This window comes from Paenibacillus sp. fava2 (assembly GCF_058313675.1).
In genome coordinates, this window is record NZ_CM177755.1 from 2459770 (window position 1) to 2481100 (window position 21331).

Genomic DNA, 21331 nt, shown 5'->3' on the forward strand with positions numbered 1-21331 from the left:
ATGTTCAACAGGATAACGGCTATAAATGACAAGTGGGCACAGGAGTCGCTGGCAATGCAAATAGCTGACCGGGATAGCCGCTACTTCGGAGGCGTGCGTGATCCGTTAAGCGGCGTAGCCTGGCCGAATCATACCGGCACCGCCCAGTACATTGCGGCTTGGGCTGCCGCACTCTGTAATCCGCAGTCGCAGTATTACCGCGATCCGGCGCTGCTTCAGCAGCTGCACCAGGCGGCGGATTTCATGCTGCGGTTCCAGCATGAGGACGGCACGATCTCTCCGGGCTGGACCAACTACCATTCACCGCCGGATACGGCCTTTGTGGTAGTAGGGCTAGCCAATATCTATACACTGCTGGAACAGCAGGCCTGGGAGCCTGCCGGCACGGTTCAGGAGATGATCGGCATGTTTCTGCAGCGGACATTTCCGGCGATGCTGACCGGCGGCGTGCATACGCCCAACCACCGCTGGGTACTGACCGCTGCGCTCGGTTCCCTGTACCGGATTTTCGGAGAAAATGGGCTGAAGCGCAGAGCGGAGGAATGGCTGCAGGAGGGGATGGACATCACCCCGGACGGAGAGTGGACAGAGCGGAGCAACGGAATCTACAACACGGTCAGTGACATCATGCTCTATTATGCCGCCCAGGACTTGAACCGGCCTGAGCTGCTTGAGCCCGTCCGCCGGAATTTGCGGATGATGAAATATCTCGTCCACCCTGACGGGGAGGTAGTGACCGATTATTCGGGACGCCAGGACTTCGGCAGTGTCTTCTCGCTGGCGGACTACTATCTGTGTTATAAGCTGATGGCTGAGCTTGACGGGGATGCCGAGTTTGCTGCACTGGCCGAGCTGGCCGGCCGATCTGTTACTCACCCCGGTTCGCTGCCGAATCAGATCATGCTTGGCTTCCTGTTGTACCCGCAGCTGCAATCGGCTGCGGTGCAGCCGGGAGAGCTGCCCGGCCAGTACCGCAAGGTAATCAACGGCGCATTTAACCGCCGGGAGCTGCTGGACCGGATGGGACACGATGGCTATGGCGGCCCTGTCCGCCACAGCAAGCAGCATACCGAATTCGGGGCTCCGGTAGCCCGGGTCCGCAGCGGCTCCACAAGTGTGAGCGTGATGACCGAGGCGTCCTCCCTGTTCTCGCTGAGGCACGGAAAGGCGCGGCTGTTAGGAGTTCAGTTGGCTTCCAGCTTCGAGCCGGGGCTGATCACTATGGAGTCCCTGGTGGAGACCGAAGCAGGTTTCCTGCTGGAGTCCGCCGGGGAGAAGGGCTATTACGGCACGATTCCCGCTGACAAGCTGCCGCCGCTTTCAGGGCTGCCCGCCAGTCCATGGTATCTGCTTCCGCACGGCGAAAGGCCGCTTACCCATTCCCAGATCAGTAAAGTCTCCGTCAAGGTGAGCGAGCACAGCGGAGGCTGGGATCTGCATTTCACATCGCCGTCACCGGCGGATGTGCTGACCCAGATCGTGCTGCTCTTCGGCAGTGAAGGCACCTTGGAGGGAGAGGCGCTGACGCCGGTTCCGGGACTGAAGGAGGCCTCCTTCTGGAAATCCGGCAAGCTGCGCTACAGCTCCGGCGGAGACTGGATGGAGCTTGAGCATGGCAGCCACGAGCATCATTTGGCTGAAATCCGGGGCATGGGCTACCCGGACGGCTGCCAGAAGGTCATTGTAACGCTTATTACGCCGCTGGATTATACGCTGCGCATCAGCCTCTCCTAACGGAGCGGCTGTTTGTTTTATTGAGTTAGGCAAGGTGCTTACGCCTCCCCGCGCCGATCGAAAACGCTAAAGGCCGCTCACGGGACCCACCGACTGCCGACCCCGAATGTCGCATTTCCGCCTCGCCGACCGTAAACGCCATCCGTGCCCTTCCGGCCCCCAACTGTAAACGCTAATCATTCAAACACCAAGCTATTATCCACCGTCTGCTAACCACAAACGTCAACAAGTACCTATGACCCGCTGACCCTAAACAACCCCCAACCCCCAACCCCCAACCCCCAACCCCCAACCCCCAACCCCCAACCCCCAACCCCCAACCCCCAACCCCCAACCCCCAACCCCCAACCCCCAACCCCCAACCCCCAACCCCCAACCCCCAACCCCCAACCCCCAACCCCCCACGTTTGACCCGCCAACAGAACCTTCGCCCCACGAAGCCAACCCGTACCCGCCAATAAATTACCCACTACTGTCTGCTCCCTGTTGTAAACGTTCCCTGCCAATTGCCAACTCCCAAACGTTACCGACTAACTTTTAACGGACCTGAGTGACCTTATTTCGACTGCAGAGGACAATCCGCTAGGCTAACGGACTGTAGCGCCGTTATTTTCCTATAAATAGTCTGTTAGAGGAGAAATAGAGGTAAATAAGATCACTAGGGTCCGTTAGCGTCTCAAAAACCGGGTTTTAGCGAAAGTAAGGTCATCTGTGTCCGTTACAGATAATTTGCCTGGTTCCTTTAAAAAGTAGAAGCAGCAATTGGCAGGAAAGTTGCAGAATATCGCGAACGTTTTATATGAGACGGCTGGCGAGGTTGATCCGCAATCTTATAAAAATGATCAAGGAGCGTGTGTAATGCGTAAAATTTTGATAGCTGCCTTGCTGTTGTTATTGTTCCTTTGCGGATGCGCTCTAAATTCAGAATCAGACACAACCGGCAATCCAACAGCCAACGATGTCTTAAACGCGAATCCCGATGCCAACATTTTTATGTACCAGGATATCATTTATAGCGCAGGTATCGACTGGGTCGACGAATTAATGCTTACCAAAGATAAAGAAATAACAGAGGTAATAGAACAGAGGAAGGACGGAAAGGAATTCAAGAATGGAACCGCAAATAAGCTGGAAGCAGGTACAAAAATATTCAGTGCAAAAGAACGGAATGATATTATAATTGCTGAAACTGCTGATGGGGAAGTCAGGTTCTACAGCTTAATAGAAGGATGATACGGGAGTCGCTGATTGTTGCTTTCACAGCTATATAAGCTTAAGGGTAAGCTTTATTCATACAAAATAGTAAGGGGGGACGCATCTGGTACTTCTGGTGAGCATATTGTTCGTGTTGTTTAGTATTGCTGCAGGGCCTGGAGTATGGCGGTGAAGAAGAGGACGGATTTGTATTTTTTACGTTAAACCCCAGCTACAATGACCCGGCAATTCCTGTAAGCGTGTTAGCGGCTATTGCGGTGGGTTACGTACTTTTCATACTGTTTACAGTAAAATTTAACAAGCCGAAACTGAGAATTGCATGTTTTTTCCTAACAGTTGTATGTTTTTTCTTGGCGCCTTACATCATAGGTTGGTCGTCGGAGCTTGCTGATTATTTTCTTTGAAAAATCTTCTCTTCAGAGCGTACTCTCAGCAAACTAAGTGGAAAATCGTCATCTATTTCTTCGTAAAACAACGGTATTTCAATATTAGTTGGAAAAAGGACACTTAATTCCAGCAGATTCGCACCAAAGAAGAGTTTTCATTTGAAATAGGTGTCATTTTTCCAACTAGTGGCGACAATCTGCGGAAAAGTATGGAATTAAGTGCCGAAAATCCAACTAAATTAGTAATAAGCAGCTGATTCAGAGAACTGGGCGATCGAGTAGCCGGGCAGTCGAGCAGCTGATCAGCCGAATTGCGCATCAGCACATCAGCACTCAGCACATCTGCACCCTGCACCACAGCACATCAGCCGCTCACCGGGCACTCATGAGAACCACCCTGTACATGTACAGGGTGGTAATGGCTATTCCTCCGCCGCCTTAGCGGACGCAGGCGTGCTCTTGTTCTTGTGCACCCACAGCGCGTACTCCAGCGGGCGCACCAGCGCTGTGCGGTAGGTGTTGCTGTCGCCGGTGCGGGCGAACACCTCGCGGGCCGGCTTGGGGTTGACCTCCAGCACGAAGATCCGGCCCTGCCGGTCGATCGCAAGATCGAGTGCCAGCTCGCATAACGTGCCGAAGCTCTCCTCCAGGAAGGCGGCGGCCTCCAGGCCGAGCTTCTCAGCCGACTTCATCGCTTTGTCGGCCTTCTCCGCGCTGCCGAGCCACTCCTTCAGCAGCACCTCCGCACGGACGGCATGACCGCCGCCGTGTAGGTTCGAGGTGACGCTGCGGGCGGCACCGACGCGGCCGGCGATGCCGGTCAGCTCCCAGACGCCCTGCCCGTTCTTTTGTACGAGCATGCGGTAGTCATGGAAGAGGCCGCCTGGCAGACGCAGCGGGATGCCCTGCTGGACGAGGAAACGCCCGCCGGCGCACCATTGGCGGACAATGGCCTCCAGCTTCGACAGCGTCACCTTCCTCGGGGAGATGATCTGCCGGTTCTGGCGGCGGCCCTGAATATCGTAGAGGCTCTGCCCCTCTTTGAGCCGTTCGATCCGCAAAATGCCGCGTCCGCCTGTACCGTTAATCGGCTTCACATAGACCACCGGACTTGTTTTGAGCATCCGCAGCAGGTCGGACGAAGACTGATAGAGCAGCGTCTCGGGCATATGCTGGCGGAAGCGGGTCTTCTGTGAAAAGGTCTGGTGGATCGTCCATTTGTTGCGCAGCGGACGGTTCAGAAAGGTCAGGTGATTGTAGCGTGAACGGAAGCGCAGCAGCTGCTCGAAGCGGGAGCTGCGCTGAATCCGGCAGCGGTCGTAGATCATATTGGGGAAAGACCGCCATTTGCGCGACCATTTGCCGCTCACCGGGTCATAGATCATGGCATGGATCAGCTCTTTCCCCGTATTGACATCCATGGGTGTAAACACAATAACACCTACATCATAGACGACGTTGGTGTAGAAAGGATATTAACAAAGTGAGAGCAGTAATTTAGCTTTATCAATATGGGGTTTATAGTAGCAGCAGCCTTAACGGTCCTTATATGCATAAGGTAGTTCATGAAAAGTTTGTAGTATCTGATGAGGTCTACTGTGAGCCGCGTTGCTTCGGTCTGAATGATGAGCATGTTTTGGGCATTCAATATGAGGCAGGTAGTTAACTGTTCGTTTAACCGCCGATCTAGGATTGCCCGAGGCGCATGTCAATTATTCTGATGAGATACACCTGTCACTCCCATAAGAAAGTAGGATGATATTAACTAATTTCGAAATGTTTGGACTATGAATGCAAAAGTTGATGGGTAAGGAGGTTGATGTTGATCGTTTACGATTCTTTAGGTCACAGGAGCGAAGAGTATCTTGATGGTCAATGATACAGCCTCAATCGATTATTTTGGTACGACAGCAGTAATGAATTACATACAAGGGATATCTCATATGAGTATCCCTCTTTTGAACTTCATTGTCACTGACTTAATTTCGTTTCGTTAATGAGTCTAAATTAAAGAAATGATACCGGTGAAACTAAAATAAAAATCCTGACATGTCCAAGTTCCTTGGCTTTATTTGAAGAATTATTCAATAGTTACATGCTTTTATAAACTCATCCACTTCCCTTTCTCTATCCCAAAAATTCAAATAGCGATCTTCAAGTGCTGGTTCATTATCATCGTTTAAAAAAACTGGCATTCCATATTGTTTCATAATATCCAAATAAAATAATGGATTGTTTTGAGGTCCTTCAATTCCTATATTATCAAAGAGTTCGATTCCTAATTTCATTTGATCTTTATAGTACTGATTATAAGGACCGTCAAAGACCTTTCTTTCAAAAGAAAGCATTTCATCCACTATTTCACTTTCAAGAACCTTTTTTGAAGGCAACCCATTAATCGATAAAATTTTCTCGATGTCCAATTCAACTTTCATTAAATCTTCAATGGTTGTTTCCTTTATATTCAGATTTGTTATATCTAAAATAGTTTTGCCTTGCTTCAATAGTTCTTCTTCAAGATTTACAGATAATAAAAAATAAATAAAACTTGGTTCTCCATTCCTCCTAAAACCCTCAATTCTCTTTTTGTGTTTGGCAAAGAAATTATTATTAGGGAATTTTATATGTTTGCAATATTTAATAGGTAAATTCAAACTTAGTCTTGCTAAAACTTTTGAAGTCAAGAATGTTAAAAAAACTTCTCCAGCAGTATATTTTGATACTAAATGTGCTGCAGCGGAATAAACAAGTAATTCTGAATTGTAAGTTTGATTTAATAGTTCTTTTTTCCAAAGGGCTAATTCTAGTGACCATTGATCTGGATTTTGTTTAAATACTGAGTAAAGATGATATTTGATTTCCTCAGCTGTTGTACTTGTTTCCCACAATGCTTCAGTTGATAATGGAATACGTGCAATACTACCTTTGTTCTCATAGTCGAATCGCATAAATATTATTGGTTTAGATTCATCTATATTTCCATATTGATCGAATCTACAACCGCAGGATGTACTCCAAGACCATTTTCCGACACTAGATTCGTAGTCACCTGGAATGGATGTTTTATAATAATCCCCGTAGCGCCATTCTTTGGAAATTTTATGATATTTTATCATACGATTGAAGTTTTGTTCGTTGTTGGATACTCTGGCGTTTATCGAGTCATACACTGTTGCCAACAGTTGTTGTCCCCTAAGAGTTGTTAGATGATCAACATAATGACATGCCTCATGTATAATTGTTTTCGTCTCCTCACGCCATTTAATATCATAAGGATTTTGCTTGAATATTTCATTGTATGCTCGTTGACTCATATTATTAAATCCAATCATTTGATTAAAAGGGCTGTACATAGCTACGGTTGAAACATTTGGAAAGAGATTGTTATTATGCATCTGGGGAATACGCTTCTTATTCATCTTCTTTAACTCCTTGATCTAAAATGGCTACTCGCAATTAATTCTATATGGTGTCACTTGTTCACTGTATCCATGGATTAATATTCGACATGTTAACATCAGTAATATACATAATTCTTCCAAAAGACAGTGAATCTTGAAGTGATTTGTTGTATGGGTCTATTATATCGAATGTCCACCTTTTCCATATATTAATTTTGTCTCCATGAACAATAACACCCACATCATAGACGTGGGTGCAGGAACAGCTCAAACTGTTCTTTAGACTGGGTAGGCCCTTTTTTATAAACCACTTTGTTAAGCACAGATTTCAATAACGCATTCCTGTTCATGGGGTTGTTGGTCTGGTAGTATGACTTCACAACAGATTCTGCAATGGGGATGATCTTGCTTTTGGCTTCTTTGCGGGTTAGTTCCAGATCTAGATCTTTTTGTACTCTGGTGATCCCCTCGTTTGTTGCAGCTATTCGTTTAGAGATTTCTTGGGATCGTTCCATAAACACTTCTTCTGTATAAATACCTCGTTCCAAGAAGTCGAATAATTTTCCTCTTTGATTCTCAAGTTCTTTTAGTTCATTCTGCAGTGAAGCCAGAGCTCGTTCTTTTAGCTTGAGTTCGCTCTGAGGTGTAATTTGATTTCGTTTTCCCCATTTGATCTTATAATCGTTTAGCCAAATTTCAAGTCCTTCAACGATCCTGGCCTCCACAGCATCGTATCGGCTGCTGCGGGTAGGACAACCGATTGTATTACAACGAAAGTGAGCTGGTCGTTCGCCGTAGGGACGATAAACCATGGTCAGTCCGCACTCGGAGCACTTTACAAGACCGGCTAGTGCTGAAGTCATTCGTGGTTTGCCGTCTAAATTGAATTGGTGTGGAGAATGGTGATGCTCTGAGAGCCTCCGGTTCGCCTTCAGAAAGGTTTCGTTGTCGATAATAGGTTTATGCTTACCTTGAACATCAACCCACTCTTCGCGGCTCCTATGGCGTGAGGTACGGTGTTTGCTTCCGTCCTTGCTTTTCTTCAGTTCTTTCTTACCCCATTGAATTCTTCCGATGTATACTTCGTTCCTGAGAATGGTTAAGACTGAGGAAGCAGACCAACTGCCGCCCCTGTAGGATGGAATTTTAAGCCGTTCTAATTCAGAGGCAATTTTGCTTCCGCCTTTTTGTTGCTCAGGATCTTCATGGGTATACCAGGCGAAAATTTGTTTTACGATTTCAGCTTGTTCTGGATGGGGGGTTAAGGTGCGTCCGCGACCATCTGGAAGATTCTCAATCTGGTAACCAAATGGTGGACGAGTACCAATAAAATTACCCTCCTCTGCAGAGCGCTTCCGGCCTCCCTGCATACGACGGGTAATGATTTTAAGTTCCTTACGGGCCATGAAAGCTTCAAATTCACTATATTCTTCGTCGAATTCATCCATCAAATCATAGGTCTTTCGTGGAGTGATAATTTTAGTCTTAGCTGAGCGGAAGGTCTCCAGGATCAACCCTTGCTCTTGCATATTGCCGCGTCCAAAACGGTCAATATCCATAACCAGAACTGCATCATATTCACCGGATTCGACCTCTTTTAATAGCTGCAGCATTTCCGGACGGTGTACTAAGGTTTCACCACTGACAATCTCTTCGCGGATACGAATGATATTTAATTTTAATTGTTTAGCAAGTTTGAGCAGCGCTGTTTTGTGTTTGGCCAGAGTCTCGCCTTCGCCACGCCGCTCAGCATCTTCATCTGCTCTGGACTTTCGCAAGTAAAGAGCTACATTCATTATGTACATCCCCTTTGTGTTATAAGGAAATATTTATGGATGTATTATAATGGGTGACGCATCAAATAACCATTTCTTTTTATGTTCGGTTAGGTTGAATTATGGTTGAATTATATTCTATTGTGATATACTAAAGCTAAGGAGGTGCTACTTATGTCAAAGGTTAAAGAGAATTTGCTTCATTTTCTGGAAAAGGTTGAGTCAGGCAGTGTTACTGCTCAGGATATTCACAATGCGCAGACTATTTTAGAGTCTTCTGTAATCATTTCCTCAAGAAGTGTGTTGCGTAGGGGTAAACCGGGATTTCATAAAAGGCACCAGATTAAATTCACTCCGGCCTTGAGTAATGCTTTCCAATCAGATGATTTCTATACGGTTCAAGAGGTTGCTCATCGCTTTAATGTGACGGATAAAGCAGTGTATAAATGGATTAAGCACAATAAAATTGAGTGGGAACGTACCAGTCAACATAGCAGGGACATCCGAATTCCAAAGAAGCAATTTAAAAGTCCTCCTGCAGAGGCGGAAGTGTCAGTGCTTGAAAAAGCCATTTTCAATGAAGCTGTTGAGATGGAACTCGTTAATCGTAAGGATCTATACCGTGATGAAGACTAAAATTGTAATCTGGGATGGCTGCATACTCGCTGATCGGTTCATTTACCGTAACCATAGGGTTCGTAAGGAATTCGACCGGTTATATGATTTGCACATCAACGGTCTTGTGGAATTCTGCCTGCCCAAAGCGGTTCAGGCAGAATTCTATGGCTTGCTGCGCTCAGGAGGTATAGCCATTCGTACGGAAAAGGATGGACCGATGAGACCGGTGGCTTTTGAACATGATAAACTTATGCCGCTCTTCAAAATGTTCGATGGAATTTTTAATGTGGAATTTCTGGATTCATTGGCATACATTGCTTGGCCTGAATTTTCAGATGATTATAAATTGATTGTAGAAGAGATCTTACAGAAGGAGTACGGATGGAGCAATAAAGGCCAGGATGTGATAGAGAAGTATTTGGGAAAGACAATTGCTATGTTACAGGAGGAAGCGAAGAAGGAACGGGGACGTAAAAAGCCGCTTAAAGATATGGATGATTACCCTGTGATGGCTGCCGCTATTATACATAACGCTGATATCATTGTGACTTATAATCTTAAAGATTTCATTGATCCGTTTGGCCGGATTCGTGTAATGAATTTGGATATGTTCCTGACACCGGAAATTCAGGATTCCTTGTTTTGAGATTCTAACCACTGGGTCTAAAGTGCTATAGAAAAAGAGGGAATTCCTTCCTTGACGGAGAATGTTGAATTATGACATTTTTGTTAGCGGAGGGGATTCTAATGGCAAGAAGAAAAAGTAAAGCAAAGCAGGAGGAAGAGTTTTTTCAAGGATTGGTTGGCTTGGCGGCAATGGGGTTGGCATTTGGGGGATATTATGTAACAAAATCTATTCAAGGTGCTGTAGTCGGAGCAATTATTGGGATTGCCATAGTAATCGTCATAATGATTATTATTGGACAAAAACGAGCTGAACGCCTGAAGAAGTCAGGGATTATTGACATTGACAAAATGGAAGGTGTTCAGTTTGAGAAGTATTTAGGGCATCTTTTCCGAGCACAAGGGTATAAGGCTGAAGTAACCAAGGCTGCTGGAGATTATGGGGCGGATCTCATTATTCAGAAGAATAATAAAAAGATTGTTGTTCAAGCCAAACGCTATAGCAAAAATGTTGGAATCAAGGCTGTGCAGGAGGCGCAAGCATCTATTGCTCACTATGGAGCGTCAGAAGCTTGGGTTGTATCGAACAGTAATTATACAACGGCTGCCTATGATCTGGCGAAATCCAACGGGGTTAAGCTAATTAACCGCGAAGCCCTAATTGAGATGATTCTTGCCATGAATCCGGGAGCAGCACCTTCACCCAAAGCAGTTATTGCGGAGATGCCGGTAGATGAATACACTTGTCCAAAGTGTGGAAGCAAACTTGTCCTAAGAAATAGCTCTAAAGGTCAATTCTATGGCTGCAGCAGCTTTCCCAAATGCCGGCATATTAAAACAATTGAAGTAGTGTAACAGATCACTAACCCAATACCAGGTTCTTCAATACTCTGGATTTTAGGCAATCTCTTTTGAAAAACAGGCTATGGTATGAGACGGAAGTCGCTACCATAGCCTGTTTTTTATAAAAATATGCCTAACCTAGTGATAACAATCAGACATAGTTATAATTCAAAATCAGGAATTTTCTTTAAACGTTCAAACCCAGAAGGAACCCCGTAAATTGCCGCAGCTTCTTGCACAGTCAAATTCTTATGTTTAGATTCATAAAGCAACTCATCAGGCATCAAAAGCTCCACAGCAAATTGATTCGCTTCCCGTTCAATCCGATCCACAGAATAAAGAGTGTGTCTTCGTAGAAATGGGGTGTTCACATTCGGGTGCAAAATGACATGTCCTAATTCATGAGCGCAAGTAAAACGTTGGTCCTGCTCAGAGGCAGCGTTATTAATATGTATCATTTGTAATCGACGACTGGAATTATAGTAGCCTAACATGTCACCCAACAATTCAAAAAGAACCAGGATGTTTTTCTGGGATGCAATCTCAAATGGGGCATTGGTTCTGTGCTTCTTGATCAGTTGGGCTACAGTGGATTTGATCATGCTGTATCCCTTTCCTGATTAATCTCTGTACTTATTGGGAGTGAACTTTTGTTTAGACAGTTCTCTGGCCAATCGCAAAGAATTTTCAAGTGAAATAGCAAATAACCGCTTGGTTTCCTCATCCATGGGTTCCCCATTAAAAGCTAATGCCTCGTTTGATTGGAGATCAGCAAGCATGCGCTCCAGGTCTTTGCCGATGTCCTTTTCGTCTTTGGCAGTGAGATTGTAATATTTTGATTCATTTGAAGTTACGGATTCTTCATTGTCTAGATATCCCATAGCCCTCATTAAATCATCAGCGTCCACATCTTTTAAATATGGTGCTAATGCCTTCAAATTCTCAGGAGTAACTTTGTGTGTACCTGCTTCTATTCGGTTAACAGTGGAGTGACTAACACCAGATTTCAAAGCAAGCTCTCTTTGACTCCTATATCCACTCAGTTCTCTTAACTTTGCAAAATAGATCCCAAACTCTTTTAAATTCATTTTTGTATCACCCATTCCCATTTTAACAGAAAGTGTTTCAAGGATGAAACAATATTATGTATCATCCTTGAAATTTGTTGTTGCAAGCGTGTTACAACGGTGGTATATTGTTTTTGTAACAAGGTTGATACAGGAGGTGAAGAAATTTGAGAGTCATTCCAAAGCCAGGAATTCTTAATCAACTTCAAGAGGATAAAAAAATGACTGAGCAGGTATTTGCAGATTTCATAGGCGCATCAAGATCTTCTTTATGGAGAGCTAAGCTCCCGGTAGATGATAGTAGATTCTCTTTGGGACAGGATGTAATGGCAAAAATACTTAAGAATTTCCCCGATAAATCATTTGAAGACATATTTTTTTTAGAAAAAGTGTCTCAAGTGTGTTACGGTAGTTCGGCAAATAACGGTGGATAGTCATAAGTTTAGATCTTGATTTTATTAAAACATTTACAGAAATGAGGTGAGAAATCATGGTTGTCCCTCGATCATCCCGGCATACACATAATGCCAGGGGGGATGCTGGCATGATTGTTGCAACCTATACATTTGGTGAGACAAAGGTTTATATCTGCGATGACCATCTTGTTACAGACCCGGAAGAACGGGAGAGAGTGGAGATTGCGATTGCTGATGCTGCTTGGGCATGCCTACAAGACAAAGCAGATCCGGAATGAAGCAAACATAATCATTATAGCCTTTATAAAGCGTTTATATAAGGAGCTAATTCATAATTTGAACTCATTCAATTTCAAATATTCTGGGCAGAGCCTAGAAGTCATTCGGAAGAAGACAGGAGCAAGTGTAATGAGGAAATTAATAAGCATTGCCCAGCGGCTGGTGAAGAGAACACAAGAGATTGACGCAATTAAAGAAGAGAGACATTCGTTATTCTCAAAAATAGAGGCTAATGAAGAGCAAATCATACAATCGCATTACGAAATGGAGTTTAAAAGGCTTGAATGCATGTATTTGAAGTTAGAGCAAATCAAGGAATGGAAGAATCATACGGATGTTTATGACGCGCAGGTCTACCAGCAACAACTCAAGCGTATGGAAGCCATAACAGAAAGATGTATCTCATCTATACTCAAACGTCTCTTTGAAGGAGGTTATGGTCAAGAGTTGAAAAGGCGGGGGCTTGTTAAAGATTACATAGAAGCAAGTCCACCACCATCTCCTCAGGGATGTGTGATTCAAGGTGAAATTGTTCACAAAAATTCTCTCTTATTGAGCATCCCCCATGAGTGAGTGGAACAAATTGAAGTTTGCCGAAGCACTCTCCATCCGATACATGCAGCTTGCCGTTTTGTCTGATGCTAACAACACTTTAATCACAGAATCGGATCGCCAAAAGGCAGGTGAAGAACTTCACCTCTTGCGAACCATTATTCTGGATCTTCCGGAAGACATTCTGGGCTTAGTGCGGCTGCATGTTTCCTTGTAGAGAAATAGGACAAGCCCTGGCCGTATACTGAACGCAATTTTGCGCTCAGCTCGATATAAAGGAAGGATTACTGAGTGCTTAAGTACTCAACGCAAAAATGCGTTAAGTCCAATCATAAGAATGGGGGAGAGGTGAAATCCCTAGTAAACGATATGCCAATACAACGAAGTAGATGCAGGCCAGCTAGAGTTTATCAGTGGGATTCAAGAGGCTGATTCTGAACGCCCCACCAATCAAAGGAGGAAGACCATATGCAAGAGTGGAGCAATAATGCCTGCCTTGGGTATATCCGTGCGGCATTATCACGCAAAGGCTGGGATGAGGAACAGATTAGAGAAGTCGTTCGTGCGGTGTATTATGAATTTGATTTCAAGACCATAGAGGAAGCTGCCCAGCTGTATGAAAGATCATTTGATTAACTGGCACATTAGAGTAGCGACGGGATTTCTCGTAAATGAAATAAGAGAAATCAGATAACAACCAAAGGAGTGAATGTATGTGGGGAATGCAAACTCATTGCCGGTGATCACTGGCAGGGCTGCTGCAGAATATCTGCAGGACTGGTTGCACATCTCTGCAATTGTGAAGGTAGTGTCAGACGACCGGAAGCATCTCTATTTCAGAGGCAAGGATCAGATCGGAAGACGGATGGAATATCGTGTGGAGACTGTAGCTGAAGCTGATTATCACAACATTTATGAACGGACTTCAAATTCCGAGCAACCGGAAGAGTGGGAGTGGGCCGATGCGATCTCAGTAAGGAGGATGGGCTGACGGAGCCGATCCAGGCATTATGGCTGCGCTTATAGCTTCTTATGATGAATAACCGCCTGATGATGGCTGGAGGGATACCAGCCGAAACCTACCGGTCAGTGCCGGGAAGGTCGCGGAATCCGCCGTAGAGGAAGGGCTACTCCATCCCCTATGTACAGTAATGTATTTGATTCATCAGAACGGCATAACGAAGGGTGGATGTTAATGACAAACGGACTTACAGTTCCATCGCTTGCAACAAACCAGGATGAGAACGGCCATTTTGTCTACGTGGAGAATGGACAAGCCATGACCGATAGCCGGAGCATTGCGGACAAGTTCGGCAAACGTCATGCGGATATTCTGAGAAGCATTAAGACACTGGAATGCAGTCCCGAATTTACTGAACGCAATTTTGCGCTTAGTGAATATTCGGATAGGTCGGGACGCAAAAATCCGTATTACAAGGTGACCCGGGACGGTTTTGTGTTCCTGATTACGGGTTTTACCGGCCGTGAAGCGGCGAGATTCAAGGAAGATTATATTGCGGCCTTCAATCAAATGGAGAACCAGCTACAACAACAAGGCCGGCTTGCTTCCGCACCACCCAATCCGTTGCTCATTAGTGAAGCGATTTTTACTCAAATGAAGGAACGCGTACAGGAAGTAGAGCAACGGCTGGGCGATGTAGTCAAGGAAGTCACACTCAAGACCGTGGAGCAGAAGAAGCTGCATGCGGCTATAGGCCGCAGGGTGATCTTGTTGGCGAATCAGGCAAGCCGGAGGCCGGGATTCTACCGGCAATTGTACCGGGCGATCTATGCCGAGTTTGAGGTTGCCAGCTACAGGGATATCCGGAAAGAAGACTTTGAGAAGGCACTGCAATATGTGGAAGGCTGGAGACCGCTAACTTAACGCGGTTCTGTGCTCAGTTGAGTTTCAATCCATCTAATGAACGATTCTATGCGTCCATTGGACTGAACGCAGTCTGTCGTTAAGTGTTTCTTGTACATTTTGGGATAAACGCAGCATTGCGCTCAGTAGCTACAGGTCAGTGAACGCATTTCTGCGCTGAGCTTTGCAGAGGGGCTGAACGCAATTTTGCGCTCAGTGCCGGAGACTAGAGGGAGGTGAGGAACTTTTGCAGGAAGAGATGACATTACCCTTACTCGCGACCATATGGTTTGAACGTAATCCGCTGCAGCATCATGTGCTAGTTAAGAACATTATGCGGAGTGAACAACAAAAAAGGTACATAAGCACCGCAAATGCTTACGTACCTGGTCCAACACGCGCGGCTATTATCTCATAAAACATTCAGTAATGCAATTTCCTCACTTAGCGCAATTTTGCGTTCAGTAGACCGGAGTGACAAGGGGGGGGGCGTGCGATGAAGCATGTCGAGCAAATGGATCTGTTTGATCTAATCGATGTTGAGATCGAGCAGCCGCCAGAAGTTTTGAACGGGATGTACTACGAGCAGGCAACCGGCTTATTCGTGTCGTTTGTATGCGGACGCAGGCATTATGAGTTCCCCGCCAAGGGCTGCGGTCTGAACCGGGAATGGCAGGAGAGAACCAAGCGATTCAGGGCGATCTAGGCCCGACAGAATACAGGAGGCGATGCCGTGGATTCCAGTGTTAATCCTCAGCCAACGGATGGTCACATCAGAATATCGCATGAAATACACCGAGAGCTGATCCGGCGGAAATTTTCTCAGCGCCAGCGTAATGTCATAGATTTTATCCTGACGCTGAGCTGGGGGTGCGGGAAGCCATCGGCGATCATTCCGGAATTGAAGGATTTTGCTGAAACAGGGATAGGTAAAAATCATATCCGTGGTGTCTTAGAAGAGCTTCTTCAAGGGAATGTCATTCTTTGGGATAAGGAGTTGAATACTTTTCAGCTGAATAAGCATTACGATCTCTGGACCATGGAGTCAGTCATCAGTGCGAATCCCAACAGGTTCAAGGAGCTAATCAATCTCAATCTGGCGAGGCCTTCAGCTAATTTACTGAAGTTTACCGTTCCCGAAAAGGGAACTGAGTTCCCGGAAGAGGAGCCGAGTTCCCCGAAAGGGGACCGAGTTCCCAAAAGAGGAACTGAGTTCCCGAAAGTGGAACCGAGTTCCCCAAAAGGGGACCGAGTTCCTGAAAAGGGAATTGAGTTCCTGAAAAGGGAACTAGCCAGTTCCCGAAAGGGGAACCGCATAGTTCCCAAAAAGGGAACCGTCACACGCAATTATTCTAGTCGTATCAAGGGTTTCAGCGTTTCTAAAGCTAGTATTAAAGCTATTAAAAGATTTAAAAGAATTAAAAGAACTACTACCACAACAATAACAACTAGAACCAGCGCGGACATGGTGAAGACGGATCAGGAGCCCTATTCTTTTCAGAACAACTTGCTGGACTACAAAAATAACTTTATCGCAGGTCGCAGGCTAACCCCTTTTGATGAAAATGACCTGGAGTCCCTATACGACACCTACGGGGGAGAGTGGCTGCATACCGCCATGAGAGCGGCCTACCGGCTCGGGTCGGATAAGCGAAACCTGGCTTATGTACAAGGCATCCTCCGGGGATATCGTGAGCGGGGTGGCATAGACAACCCGGAAACCAGGAAACCCGCAGGGCCTTCAGTTACGCAGCATGTTTCAAGGAGCTACGAAGGTTCGCGCAGCCAGGGCGGAAGAAGCAGAAAGCCGCAGATCCCAATCTCGACCGGTGATGGCGGTGGGACGATGCCTAACCCGAATGAAATGGCTGAGATGATGCGTAAGGCACAAGAGATCAAGGAAGCCAAAGCCCTGGAACGAACCGCAGTGCGTCAACGATGAAAATTTAAATACCAACAACGAATTGAAAGGACGGAACAGATGAGCACTCATGTGAAATCCCGGGAAAAGAAGAGTAGAGCCGTGCGTCCCACGCGGAAGCAAAAGGGAGTGATCAGCCTACACCGGTTGGCACCAGAGAACTGGCTGGTATTACGTGCTACTCCTGGGCAGATGGAGATTGTGCACAAAAAGAAGGGAACGACACGTTTGTTGAACTGCTAGAAAAAGCTATAGACGGAGCGAAGGTTGGAAGAGTGTGGGGCTTCCGACAGGGAGAGTCATGCATATTAATCAGAACATACGATCTCTTTTGAGATAGGAAGTGCTCAGTTTACAACTACCGAGCAGGCGGGTCAGTTACAACTATTCTGATGTGTGGGAAGGAGGGGCGGGATTATGAGTCAATTCTCCGCCAAGCCGATTCATCCTCGCGCCATGGACATGATTAACAGGGCAATCCGCCCACTGTTATCTCCAAGTAAGGGGTGCAGCATTGACCGCCTGAAAATGTGTGTGTGTCCGGATGCGGATATTGCTAAGTATGAGTCTGTCAAGACCTCTTTCGGATCACTGCGGATCACTACCAACCCGTACATCACGAAAGGTGTGGCTTATGTGGTGGAAGATCCGGGACGGGGCGAGATCGGTTTTGCCTGGGTGACTCGTCAAGGCTGAACCATTCGAGAATGAAGGAGGAGCACAATGCCAAATACACAGGGGCGCTATACCAAACAAGAAGTGCTGGAATCCGGTCTACCGTACTACATTCCGCGTTCCAAGCGCTGGGAAGGCAAGGGTTATTCTTTTGCCATCCTGCTAACCAAGACGCGTTGTCAAAAGCTTGGCGTGCCTATCTTGGGTACAGCTCATGCTGAAGCTCCATCAGCTTTTCTCTACAGCGCCAATGCTGGCGCAGGCACAGCGGATACGCAGCACCGGTATGTTGCACTGTACGACCGTACCGATGCCTACCAGGAGATTAAGGATAAGCTGCTGCCATGGGAAATGATGAGAGTCTAATCGTCAACATGTACCAAGCAAGCGAAGGGGGGGGAAGGTGATTGATCTGCCTTCATTGCGGCAATAGGTGCCAGGAAGTAGGAGAGTACGCCTTCCAGTGCATTGTCTGTAACAAGGGATTTGAACAAAGCTCTTGGGATTTCGAGTTGGAAGAGACAGAGGGCTTACCCAGGGGGGAGTGTGAGGGATTGAAGAACTTTCAGGTCACGGAGCTCAACATCTCATTGGTACCGGTGGATTGGTTATTTGCAAGGTACCAAAAGTTGAAGAAGTCAGTAAAGATAACAGCTGCGGTGGAGCAAGAACTGCTGATCATTAAGGAGCATTTGGAGAAAACGGGTAAATCTTCTGCCCGAGCTTACGATGAAGAAGTGGAACAGATTGAAATGAATATTCCTGTAGCTATCCGGCAGCAATACGTATCTATCGTAGAGTACCGCTTGAAGCAATATTATCAGGCAAATAAACGGATCAATTGGTTGAAATCACAGCTGATGCAGATGAAACCGAAAGAGCCTAAGGTCACGGCGGGTATGGAACTTACCGGAGTCAGTGGACGATCAGGAATCCCTCACTCATCAACGGAGCAAGCCGTCATGAGTATGTATGATAAAGCCGAACGGCTCCAGGATGAAATATGGGAGGTTGAGGATCAGATATATCCGATGGAAAAGGCCTTGCGTAGCCTTGATCCTGATCAACTCATGCTGATTGAAGCGAAGTATTTTTGCCGGGAGGAAGAGTTAGATGAGTACCTCATGAACAAATTCAACTGGTACCGTGCGAAGTATTATCAGGTGAAGAAAACCGCACTTATTTTACTGGCCCAGTCCCTGCGAATTATCTAGAGACCGTTCAGGACTCTAATAGATCTCAACTTCAGGACAGAAAGGATGAGTCGTATGGAATCAGATTATCCCGTATTCAATGCAGCGCACATGCTCAGATTTGTAAATGAGGATGCTTATCTCAAATGGATGTATGCCGATCTTTTGAAAAAAGGGCATGATTCTGAGACAGCATTAGAAGTCTTGTTTAACGGAAATGTATTGGAGGATACCGCCATGACTGATGAGTATGAGTTATATGCCAAAAAGGGAGATAAACACTAAGGCCACTGGAATACAAACGTCCCCTGTACGCAGGGGACAGATTTGAAGGCGAGGTGCTAGGTCTATATGTACATGCACATGTATTCTGAGAACCATCCTCGTATGGCATATCCGAGCGTCGAATCAGTAGGACCTATATATCCGAATCAACCAAAGAGTTCAGCAAACATCTAGCCAACTATGATCGAGGCTGGGAGCTCCCGGAAGATAGCGCGACTCGTGCAGTTATCACAGCAGCAGTTCGGCAATTTGATAAGGAAGTGAATTATGCAGCTGGGTCTGTTTGAACAAATGATTCTGTGTCGTGTATTAACAGAAGCAGATTATAAAGAAGTCCATTATGCACATTCAAATGATAGATGCCATGTTTTTCATACGGATATCGGTCTGGTCGCTATAGATCGGGAAACGGGTAAATTTGATTCCAAAGAATATAAACAGATGTTTCGATGAGACGGATTGATGCACGGTTTACGCAAACTGCTCACTAGCCATTTCCAAAAGAGCACGTTTTAAGGGGCAAAATATAAAAACCAACAGTTGTCTTAAACTGGAAAACTGAATTCTAGACTACTGCTGGTTTTTGGACTAACATGTCCCGATAGCTTAATGATGCTTGTATTCAAAACAGACTGAATATATCAAGTCATCTAAGGAGCCAATCCTCTGTTCTACTGAGTCTACATGATAAAACGTACATGTGTTTTCAATTTCATTTAGTTCATTAGTTGCGGAGTATAAATAGATTTTCTTTCCTGCTCCCAGAGCAATTCCTAACTCAACATGACTCCCTTTCCCAGCTGGGATCATTACAATTACTACATCTGCAGCCAAAACACCTGAAACCTCTTCCTCGCCAATTTTACGAAGTTTGGTGATAGAGTCTATGTTCGAATTTGTTGTCCAGTCGTATGTATGTTGAAAACCACGCGCTTTCAAATTCTCAGCGACTTGCCGCACGTTTTCTATATTATTGAGACTGGATGCTATGTAAAATTTCATTTCGTTTCCCCATTTCTGTTTTCTAAGCATGCCGTTATATTAGCATATATTGGAAGGGTTTTGTCTGTTAGCTTAATGTGGGCGCACTATTCTTTTACATTATTATATATAAATGTTCCCAATAGGTAATGAACAGTACGAGAGTACTGGACCGTTGACGAATATTGCGCAATGAGGGAGGGATAGCACAGTGAGAAAACCAGCCTATCGCGGCAGTCTGAAGAGAAAATAAAGTCATAGGCTGCAGCTGTGTTATTAACTGATGTTCTATGATAGTTAGGATGAAAAATTCACTTGGTCTGGACTAATAAATCTTCACCAATTAACTTCGTACCTTCATAAATAACTCCCTGGTCATAATTCGTGATATCAAAATATCCATTGTAAAAATCCCAGACATCTGAATGATTTGAATAATTAGCAATAACGTCCAATATGCGATTGAAAAAAATAGTTGCTTCAGTTTCAGTAGGATTCCCTTCAACCATCAACCTGAATTTAAGATCTTTTTTACCATCGTATGAAGATGCTGTAGTAGATACTTCATCAAGTTGCCTGAAATACTTCTCGGATTTCGCGACTGCATCATCTATGTCTATGCTTGTTTCCTGACTGCAAGAGACAGTTAAAAATAATGAAATAGATGAGAGGATGAGTAATATAATCCTTTTCAGCAATGTAAAAACCTCCAGTCTTATAACTTTTTCTCTTTACTATAAGACGAATGGATTGTAGCGAAGTTGCGTTACTTTAAAGAAGCTTTTCATCGAGAGTCATAGTGCTTATTACGCAATTTGAAGACACTGGTCGGTAGCCGCACAAAGCCAGGGGAGAATTTGAGATGATCAAGCTGAAACCGTAGAGCAGTTTTATATTTTGAAATGGCTGGAAGCAAATTTCGTAACGGAGTTGCTAGAAATCGAGCTAGTTGATACTTACACCGTGAAGATAAAAGATGCGGACAATAAAATCGCTCGTGTTAGTTACGCTGGCAAAGACAACATTATTATAACCGAGGAGTGATTGAAATGAAGATCGCTGTGTATACCGGAATTACGGGTATGGGAAAACGGTTTGAATGTTATACAACACTTGAAGAAATAGAGGGGTACGAGAACAAGGATAAGGCCAGAAAAATAATTTCAAGCCTAAAAAGAACTGGAACCAGTGTCCTTCCAATTAAGGGGAGTATTGAAGCTGTTTATTATGAAGTGGTTCCAGAATCCTAATGGACTTCTATATATAAATGAGGAGCGTGATTGGATGAACTTTAAATTACAGAAAGGACACCTGCAACGGCGACGCACTTTATTGCAGCAACTTACAGATTATAGCGATCTTATGGAGGAAGCAATAAAGAAAGAAGATTTGGAGCTCTACGAGAAAATGGAGAGAGAGTTCATACGCATAATTGAGCAATTAGAGTTCGTGGGTAAACGTTATAAATAATTTTTCATTTATGATTTTTCATTTGAGACGAC

The 21331-nt window shown here is 45.2% G+C and carries 30 protein-coding genes and 1 pseudogene; 24 read left to right on the forward strand and 7 right to left on the reverse strand.

Features of this window, described 5'->3' with window-relative positions:
- The 3 genes from AC4G46_RS10315 to AC4G46_RS10325 all read left to right on the forward strand — a co-directional run bounded on the left by AC4G46_RS10315 (position 1) and on the right by AC4G46_RS10325 (position 3353).
- Positions 1-1734: a prenyltransferase/squalene oxidase repeat-containing protein gene (locus tag AC4G46_RS10315; RefSeq protein WP_491127852.1), complete on the forward strand. Its 1734-nt coding sequence runs from the start codon at positions 1-3 to the stop codon at positions 1732-1734.
- A gap of 858 nt (positions 1735-2592) precedes the next feature.
- Positions 2593-2967, forward strand: coding sequence for a hypothetical protein (locus AC4G46_RS10320; RefSeq protein ID WP_491127853.1), 375 nt, complete (start codon positions 2593-2595; stop codon positions 2965-2967).
- A gap of 125 nt (positions 2968-3092) precedes the next feature.
- Positions 3093-3353 (forward strand): hypothetical protein, encoded by a 261-nt coding sequence (locus AC4G46_RS10325; protein WP_491127854.1) that lies wholly within the window; start codon positions 3093-3095, stop codon positions 3351-3353.
- A gap of 404 nt (positions 3354-3757) precedes the next feature.
- On the opposite strand, the gene AC4G46_RS10330 is transcribed toward AC4G46_RS10325, so the two are convergent.
- From AC4G46_RS10330 to AC4G46_RS10340, 3 genes are all read right to left on the reverse strand, one after another.
- The gene (locus AC4G46_RS10330; RefSeq protein WP_491127855.1) at positions 3758-4756 is read right to left on the reverse strand and encodes a YheC/YheD family endospore coat-associated protein; all 999 of its coding nucleotides are present in this window, start codon (positions 4754-4756) and stop codon (positions 3758-3760) included.
- Between the two features lie 663 nt (positions 4757-5419).
- Positions 5420-6754 carry a hypothetical protein gene (locus AC4G46_RS10335; RefSeq protein WP_491127856.1) on the reverse strand — a complete coding sequence of 445 codons (1335 nt, stop codon included), beginning with the start codon at positions 6752-6754 and terminating at the stop codon, positions 5420-5422.
- Positions 6755-6978: 224 nt separating this feature from the next.
- On the reverse strand, positions 6979-8532 hold the full coding sequence (locus AC4G46_RS10340; RefSeq protein ID WP_491127857.1) for a recombinase family protein: 1554 nt from the start codon (positions 8530-8532) through the stop codon (positions 6979-6981).
- Positions 8533-8685: 153 nt separating this feature from the next.
- Here AC4G46_RS10340 and AC4G46_RS10345 point away from each other — a divergent pair, with 153 nt between their 5' ends.
- The 3 genes from AC4G46_RS10345 to AC4G46_RS10355 all read left to right on the forward strand — a co-directional run bounded on the left by AC4G46_RS10345 (position 8686) and on the right by AC4G46_RS10355 (position 10608).
- Positions 8686-9147, forward strand: a complete 462-nt coding sequence (locus tag AC4G46_RS10345) for a helix-turn-helix domain-containing protein (protein ID WP_491127858.1) — start codon at positions 8686-8688, stop codon at positions 9145-9147.
- Positions 9137-9775 (forward strand): hypothetical protein, encoded by a 639-nt coding sequence (locus AC4G46_RS10350; protein ID WP_491127859.1) that lies wholly within the window; start codon positions 9137-9139, stop codon positions 9773-9775. Before AC4G46_RS10345 ends, AC4G46_RS10350 begins: the two co-directional genes overlap by 11 nt.
- A 101-nt stretch (positions 9776-9876) precedes the next feature.
- Positions 9877-10608: a restriction endonuclease gene (locus AC4G46_RS10355; protein WP_491127860.1), complete on the forward strand. Its 732-nt coding sequence runs from the start codon at positions 9877-9879 to the stop codon at positions 10606-10608.
- A gap of 149 nt (positions 10609-10757) precedes the next feature.
- On the opposite strand, the gene AC4G46_RS10360 is transcribed toward AC4G46_RS10355, so the two are convergent.
- Positions 10758-11198, reverse strand: a complete 441-nt coding sequence (locus AC4G46_RS10360; protein ID WP_491127861.1) for an ImmA/IrrE family metallo-endopeptidase — start codon at positions 11196-11198, stop codon at positions 10758-10760.
- Between the two features lie 18 nt (positions 11199-11216).
- Positions 11217-11699 carry a helix-turn-helix domain-containing protein gene (locus tag AC4G46_RS10365; RefSeq protein WP_491127862.1) on the reverse strand — a complete coding sequence of 161 codons (483 nt, stop codon included), beginning with the start codon at positions 11697-11699 and terminating at the stop codon, positions 11217-11219.
- Between the two features lie 131 nt (positions 11700-11830).
- Here AC4G46_RS10365 and AC4G46_RS10370 point away from each other — a divergent pair, with 131 nt between their 5' ends.
- From AC4G46_RS10370 to AC4G46_RS10445, 16 genes and pseudogenes are all read left to right on the forward strand, one after another.
- On the forward strand, positions 11831-12097 hold the full coding sequence (locus AC4G46_RS10370) for a hypothetical protein (protein WP_491127863.1): 267 nt from the start codon (positions 11831-11833) through the stop codon (positions 12095-12097).
- 110 nt (positions 12098-12207) lie between these two features.
- Entirely contained in the window at positions 12208-12357 is a 150-nt protein-coding gene (locus AC4G46_RS10375; protein ID WP_491127864.1) for a hypothetical protein, read from the forward strand.
- A gap of 130 nt (positions 12358-12487) precedes the next feature.
- Positions 12488-12931 carry a hypothetical protein gene (locus AC4G46_RS10380; protein ID WP_491127865.1) on the forward strand — a complete coding sequence of 148 codons (444 nt, stop codon included), beginning with the start codon at positions 12488-12490 and terminating at the stop codon, positions 12929-12931.
- A complete protein-coding gene (locus tag AC4G46_RS10385; protein WP_491127866.1) occupies positions 12924-13127 on the forward strand; it encodes a hypothetical protein in 204 nt (67 codons plus the stop codon). The genes AC4G46_RS10380 and AC4G46_RS10385 overlap by 8 nt, the downstream gene beginning before the upstream one ends.
- 251 nt (positions 13128-13378) lie before the next feature.
- On the forward strand, positions 13379-13546 hold the full coding sequence (locus AC4G46_RS10390) for a hypothetical protein (RefSeq protein ID WP_277469828.1): 168 nt from the start codon (positions 13379-13381) through the stop codon (positions 13544-13546).
- A gap of 79 nt (positions 13547-13625) precedes the next feature.
- Positions 13626-13901 carry a hypothetical protein gene (locus tag AC4G46_RS10395; RefSeq protein ID WP_491127867.1) on the forward strand — a complete coding sequence of 92 codons (276 nt, stop codon included), beginning with the start codon at positions 13626-13628 and terminating at the stop codon, positions 13899-13901.
- A 204-nt stretch (positions 13902-14105) separates the two neighbouring features.
- On the forward strand, positions 14106-14795 hold the full coding sequence (locus tag AC4G46_RS10400; RefSeq protein WP_491127868.1) for a Rha family transcriptional regulator: 690 nt from the start codon (positions 14106-14108) through the stop codon (positions 14793-14795).
- A 475-nt stretch (positions 14796-15270) separates the two neighbouring features.
- A complete protein-coding gene (locus AC4G46_RS10405) occupies positions 15271-15480 on the forward strand; it encodes a hypothetical protein (protein ID WP_491127869.1) in 210 nt (69 codons plus the stop codon).
- A 27-nt stretch (positions 15481-15507) separates the two neighbouring features.
- Positions 15508-16716: a replication protein gene (locus tag AC4G46_RS10410; RefSeq protein ID WP_491127870.1), complete on the forward strand. Its 1209-nt coding sequence runs from the start codon at positions 15508-15510 to the stop codon at positions 16714-16716.
- A gap of 39 nt (positions 16717-16755) precedes the next feature.
- The gene (locus AC4G46_RS10415) at positions 16756-16938 is read left to right on the forward strand and encodes a DUF6906 family protein (protein ID WP_491127871.1); all 183 of its coding nucleotides are present in this window, start codon (positions 16756-16758) and stop codon (positions 16936-16938) included.
- 174 nt (positions 16939-17112) lie between these two features.
- Positions 17113-17391 carry a hypothetical protein gene (locus AC4G46_RS10420; RefSeq protein ID WP_491127872.1) on the forward strand — a complete coding sequence of 93 codons (279 nt, stop codon included), beginning with the start codon at positions 17113-17115 and terminating at the stop codon, positions 17389-17391.
- A 27-nt stretch (positions 17392-17418) separates the two neighbouring features.
- The gene (locus tag AC4G46_RS10425; protein ID WP_491127873.1) at positions 17419-17736 is read left to right on the forward strand and encodes a hypothetical protein; all 318 of its coding nucleotides are present in this window, start codon (positions 17419-17421) and stop codon (positions 17734-17736) included.
- 188 nt (positions 17737-17924) lie between these two features.
- Positions 17925-18584 carry a hypothetical protein gene (locus AC4G46_RS10430; protein WP_491127874.1) on the forward strand — a complete coding sequence of 220 codons (660 nt, stop codon included), beginning with the start codon at positions 17925-17927 and terminating at the stop codon, positions 18582-18584.
- A gap of 54 nt (positions 18585-18638) precedes the next feature.
- A complete protein-coding gene (locus tag AC4G46_RS10435; protein ID WP_491127875.1) occupies positions 18639-18848 on the forward strand; it encodes a hypothetical protein in 210 nt (69 codons plus the stop codon).
- 101 nt (positions 18849-18949) lie between these two features.
- Positions 18950-19135: pseudogene (locus AC4G46_RS10440) on the forward strand (DUF7678 domain-containing protein); the annotation flags it as partial.
- Complete coding sequence (locus AC4G46_RS10445; protein ID WP_491127876.1) at positions 19116-19301, forward strand: hypothetical protein; 186 nt, start codon at positions 19116-19118, stop codon at positions 19299-19301. The pseudogene AC4G46_RS10440 and the gene AC4G46_RS10445, both read left to right, overlap by 20 nt.
- Positions 19302-19454: 153 nt before the next feature.
- Here AC4G46_RS10445 and AC4G46_RS10450 read toward each other — a convergent pair whose 3' ends face one another.
- Both AC4G46_RS10450 and AC4G46_RS10455 read right to left on the reverse strand, forming a co-directional pair.
- Complete coding sequence (locus AC4G46_RS10450; RefSeq protein ID WP_491127877.1) at positions 19455-19850, reverse strand: nucleoside 2-deoxyribosyltransferase; 396 nt, start codon at positions 19848-19850, stop codon at positions 19455-19457.
- Between the two features lie 290 nt (positions 19851-20140).
- Complete coding sequence (locus AC4G46_RS10455) at positions 20141-20527, reverse strand: IolE/MocC family protein (RefSeq protein WP_491127878.1); 387 nt, start codon at positions 20525-20527, stop codon at positions 20141-20143.
- Between the two features lie 351 nt (positions 20528-20878).
- Here AC4G46_RS10455 and AC4G46_RS10460 point away from each other — a divergent pair, with 351 nt between their 5' ends.
- Together AC4G46_RS10460 and AC4G46_RS10465 are read left to right on the forward strand one after the other, a co-directional pair.
- On the forward strand, positions 20879-21079 hold the full coding sequence (locus AC4G46_RS10460) for a hypothetical protein (protein WP_491127879.1): 201 nt from the start codon (positions 20879-20881) through the stop codon (positions 21077-21079).
- Positions 21080-21113: 34 nt separating this feature from the next.
- Positions 21114-21299 carry a hypothetical protein gene (locus AC4G46_RS10465; protein ID WP_491127880.1) on the forward strand — a complete coding sequence of 62 codons (186 nt, stop codon included), beginning with the start codon at positions 21114-21116 and terminating at the stop codon, positions 21297-21299.
- Positions 21300-21331 lie beyond the last annotated feature (32 nt).

Bases quoted from the DNA above. Each gene is read 5' to 3' on its own strand.
- AC4G46_RS10315 (WP_491127852.1), top strand. From the start codon at position 1: ATGTTCAACAGGATAACGGCTATAAATGACAAGTGGGCACAGGAGTCG.
- AC4G46_RS10320 (WP_491127853.1), top strand. From the start codon at position 2,593: ATGCGTAAAATTTTGATAGCTGCCTTGCTGTTGTTATTGTTCCTTTGC.
- AC4G46_RS10330 (WP_491127855.1), bottom strand. From the start codon at position 4,756: ATGGATGTCAATACGGGGAAAGAGCTGATCCATGCCATGATCTATGAC.
- AC4G46_RS10335 (WP_491127856.1), bottom strand. From the start codon at position 6,754: ATGAATAAGAAGCGTATTCCCCAGATGCATAATAACAATCTCTTTCCA.
- AC4G46_RS10340 (WP_491127857.1), bottom strand. From the start codon at position 8,532: ATGAATGTAGCTCTTTACTTGCGAAAGTCCAGAGCAGATGAAGATGCT.
- AC4G46_RS10345 (WP_491127858.1), top strand. From the start codon at position 8,686: ATGTCAAAGGTTAAAGAGAATTTGCTTCATTTTCTGGAAAAGGTTGAG.
- AC4G46_RS10350 (WP_491127859.1), top strand. From the start codon at position 9,137: ATGAAGACTAAAATTGTAATCTGGGATGGCTGCATACTCGCTGATCGG.
- AC4G46_RS10355 (WP_491127860.1), top strand. From the start codon at position 9,877: ATGGCAAGAAGAAAAAGTAAAGCAAAGCAGGAGGAAGAGTTTTTTCAA.
- AC4G46_RS10360 (WP_491127861.1), bottom strand. From the start codon at position 11,198: ATGATCAAATCCACTGTAGCCCAACTGATCAAGAAGCACAGAACCAAT.
- AC4G46_RS10365 (WP_491127862.1), bottom strand. From the start codon at position 11,699: ATGGGTGATACAAAAATGAATTTAAAAGAGTTTGGGATCTATTTTGCA.
- AC4G46_RS10375 (WP_491127864.1), top strand. From the start codon at position 12,208: ATGATTGTTGCAACCTATACATTTGGTGAGACAAAGGTTTATATCTGC.
- AC4G46_RS10380 (WP_491127865.1), top strand. From the start codon at position 12,488: ATGAGGAAATTAATAAGCATTGCCCAGCGGCTGGTGAAGAGAACACAA.
- AC4G46_RS10385 (WP_491127866.1), top strand. From the start codon at position 12,924: ATGAGTGAGTGGAACAAATTGAAGTTTGCCGAAGCACTCTCCATCCGA.
- AC4G46_RS10390 (WP_277469828.1), top strand. From the start codon at position 13,379: ATGCAAGAGTGGAGCAATAATGCCTGCCTTGGGTATATCCGTGCGGCA.
- AC4G46_RS10400 (WP_491127868.1), top strand. From the start codon at position 14,106: ATGACAAACGGACTTACAGTTCCATCGCTTGCAACAAACCAGGATGAG.
- AC4G46_RS10405 (WP_491127869.1), top strand. From the start codon at position 15,271: ATGAAGCATGTCGAGCAAATGGATCTGTTTGATCTAATCGATGTTGAG.
- AC4G46_RS10415 (WP_491127871.1), top strand. From the start codon at position 16,756: ATGAGCACTCATGTGAAATCCCGGGAAAAGAAGAGTAGAGCCGTGCGT.
- AC4G46_RS10420 (WP_491127872.1), top strand. From the start codon at position 17,113: ATGAGTCAATTCTCCGCCAAGCCGATTCATCCTCGCGCCATGGACATG.
- AC4G46_RS10425 (WP_491127873.1), top strand. From the start codon at position 17,419: ATGCCAAATACACAGGGGCGCTATACCAAACAAGAAGTGCTGGAATCC.
- AC4G46_RS10435 (WP_491127875.1), top strand. From the start codon at position 18,639: ATGGAATCAGATTATCCCGTATTCAATGCAGCGCACATGCTCAGATTT.
- AC4G46_RS10445 (WP_491127876.1), top strand. From the start codon at position 19,116: ATGCAGCTGGGTCTGTTTGAACAAATGATTCTGTGTCGTGTATTAACA.
- AC4G46_RS10450 (WP_491127877.1), bottom strand. From the start codon at position 19,850: ATGAAATTTTACATAGCATCCAGTCTCAATAATATAGAAAACGTGCGG.
- AC4G46_RS10460 (WP_491127879.1), top strand. From the start codon at position 20,879: ATGAAGATCGCTGTGTATACCGGAATTACGGGTATGGGAAAACGGTTT.
- AC4G46_RS10465 (WP_491127880.1), top strand. From the start codon at position 21,114: ATGAACTTTAAATTACAGAAAGGACACCTGCAACGGCGACGCACTTTA.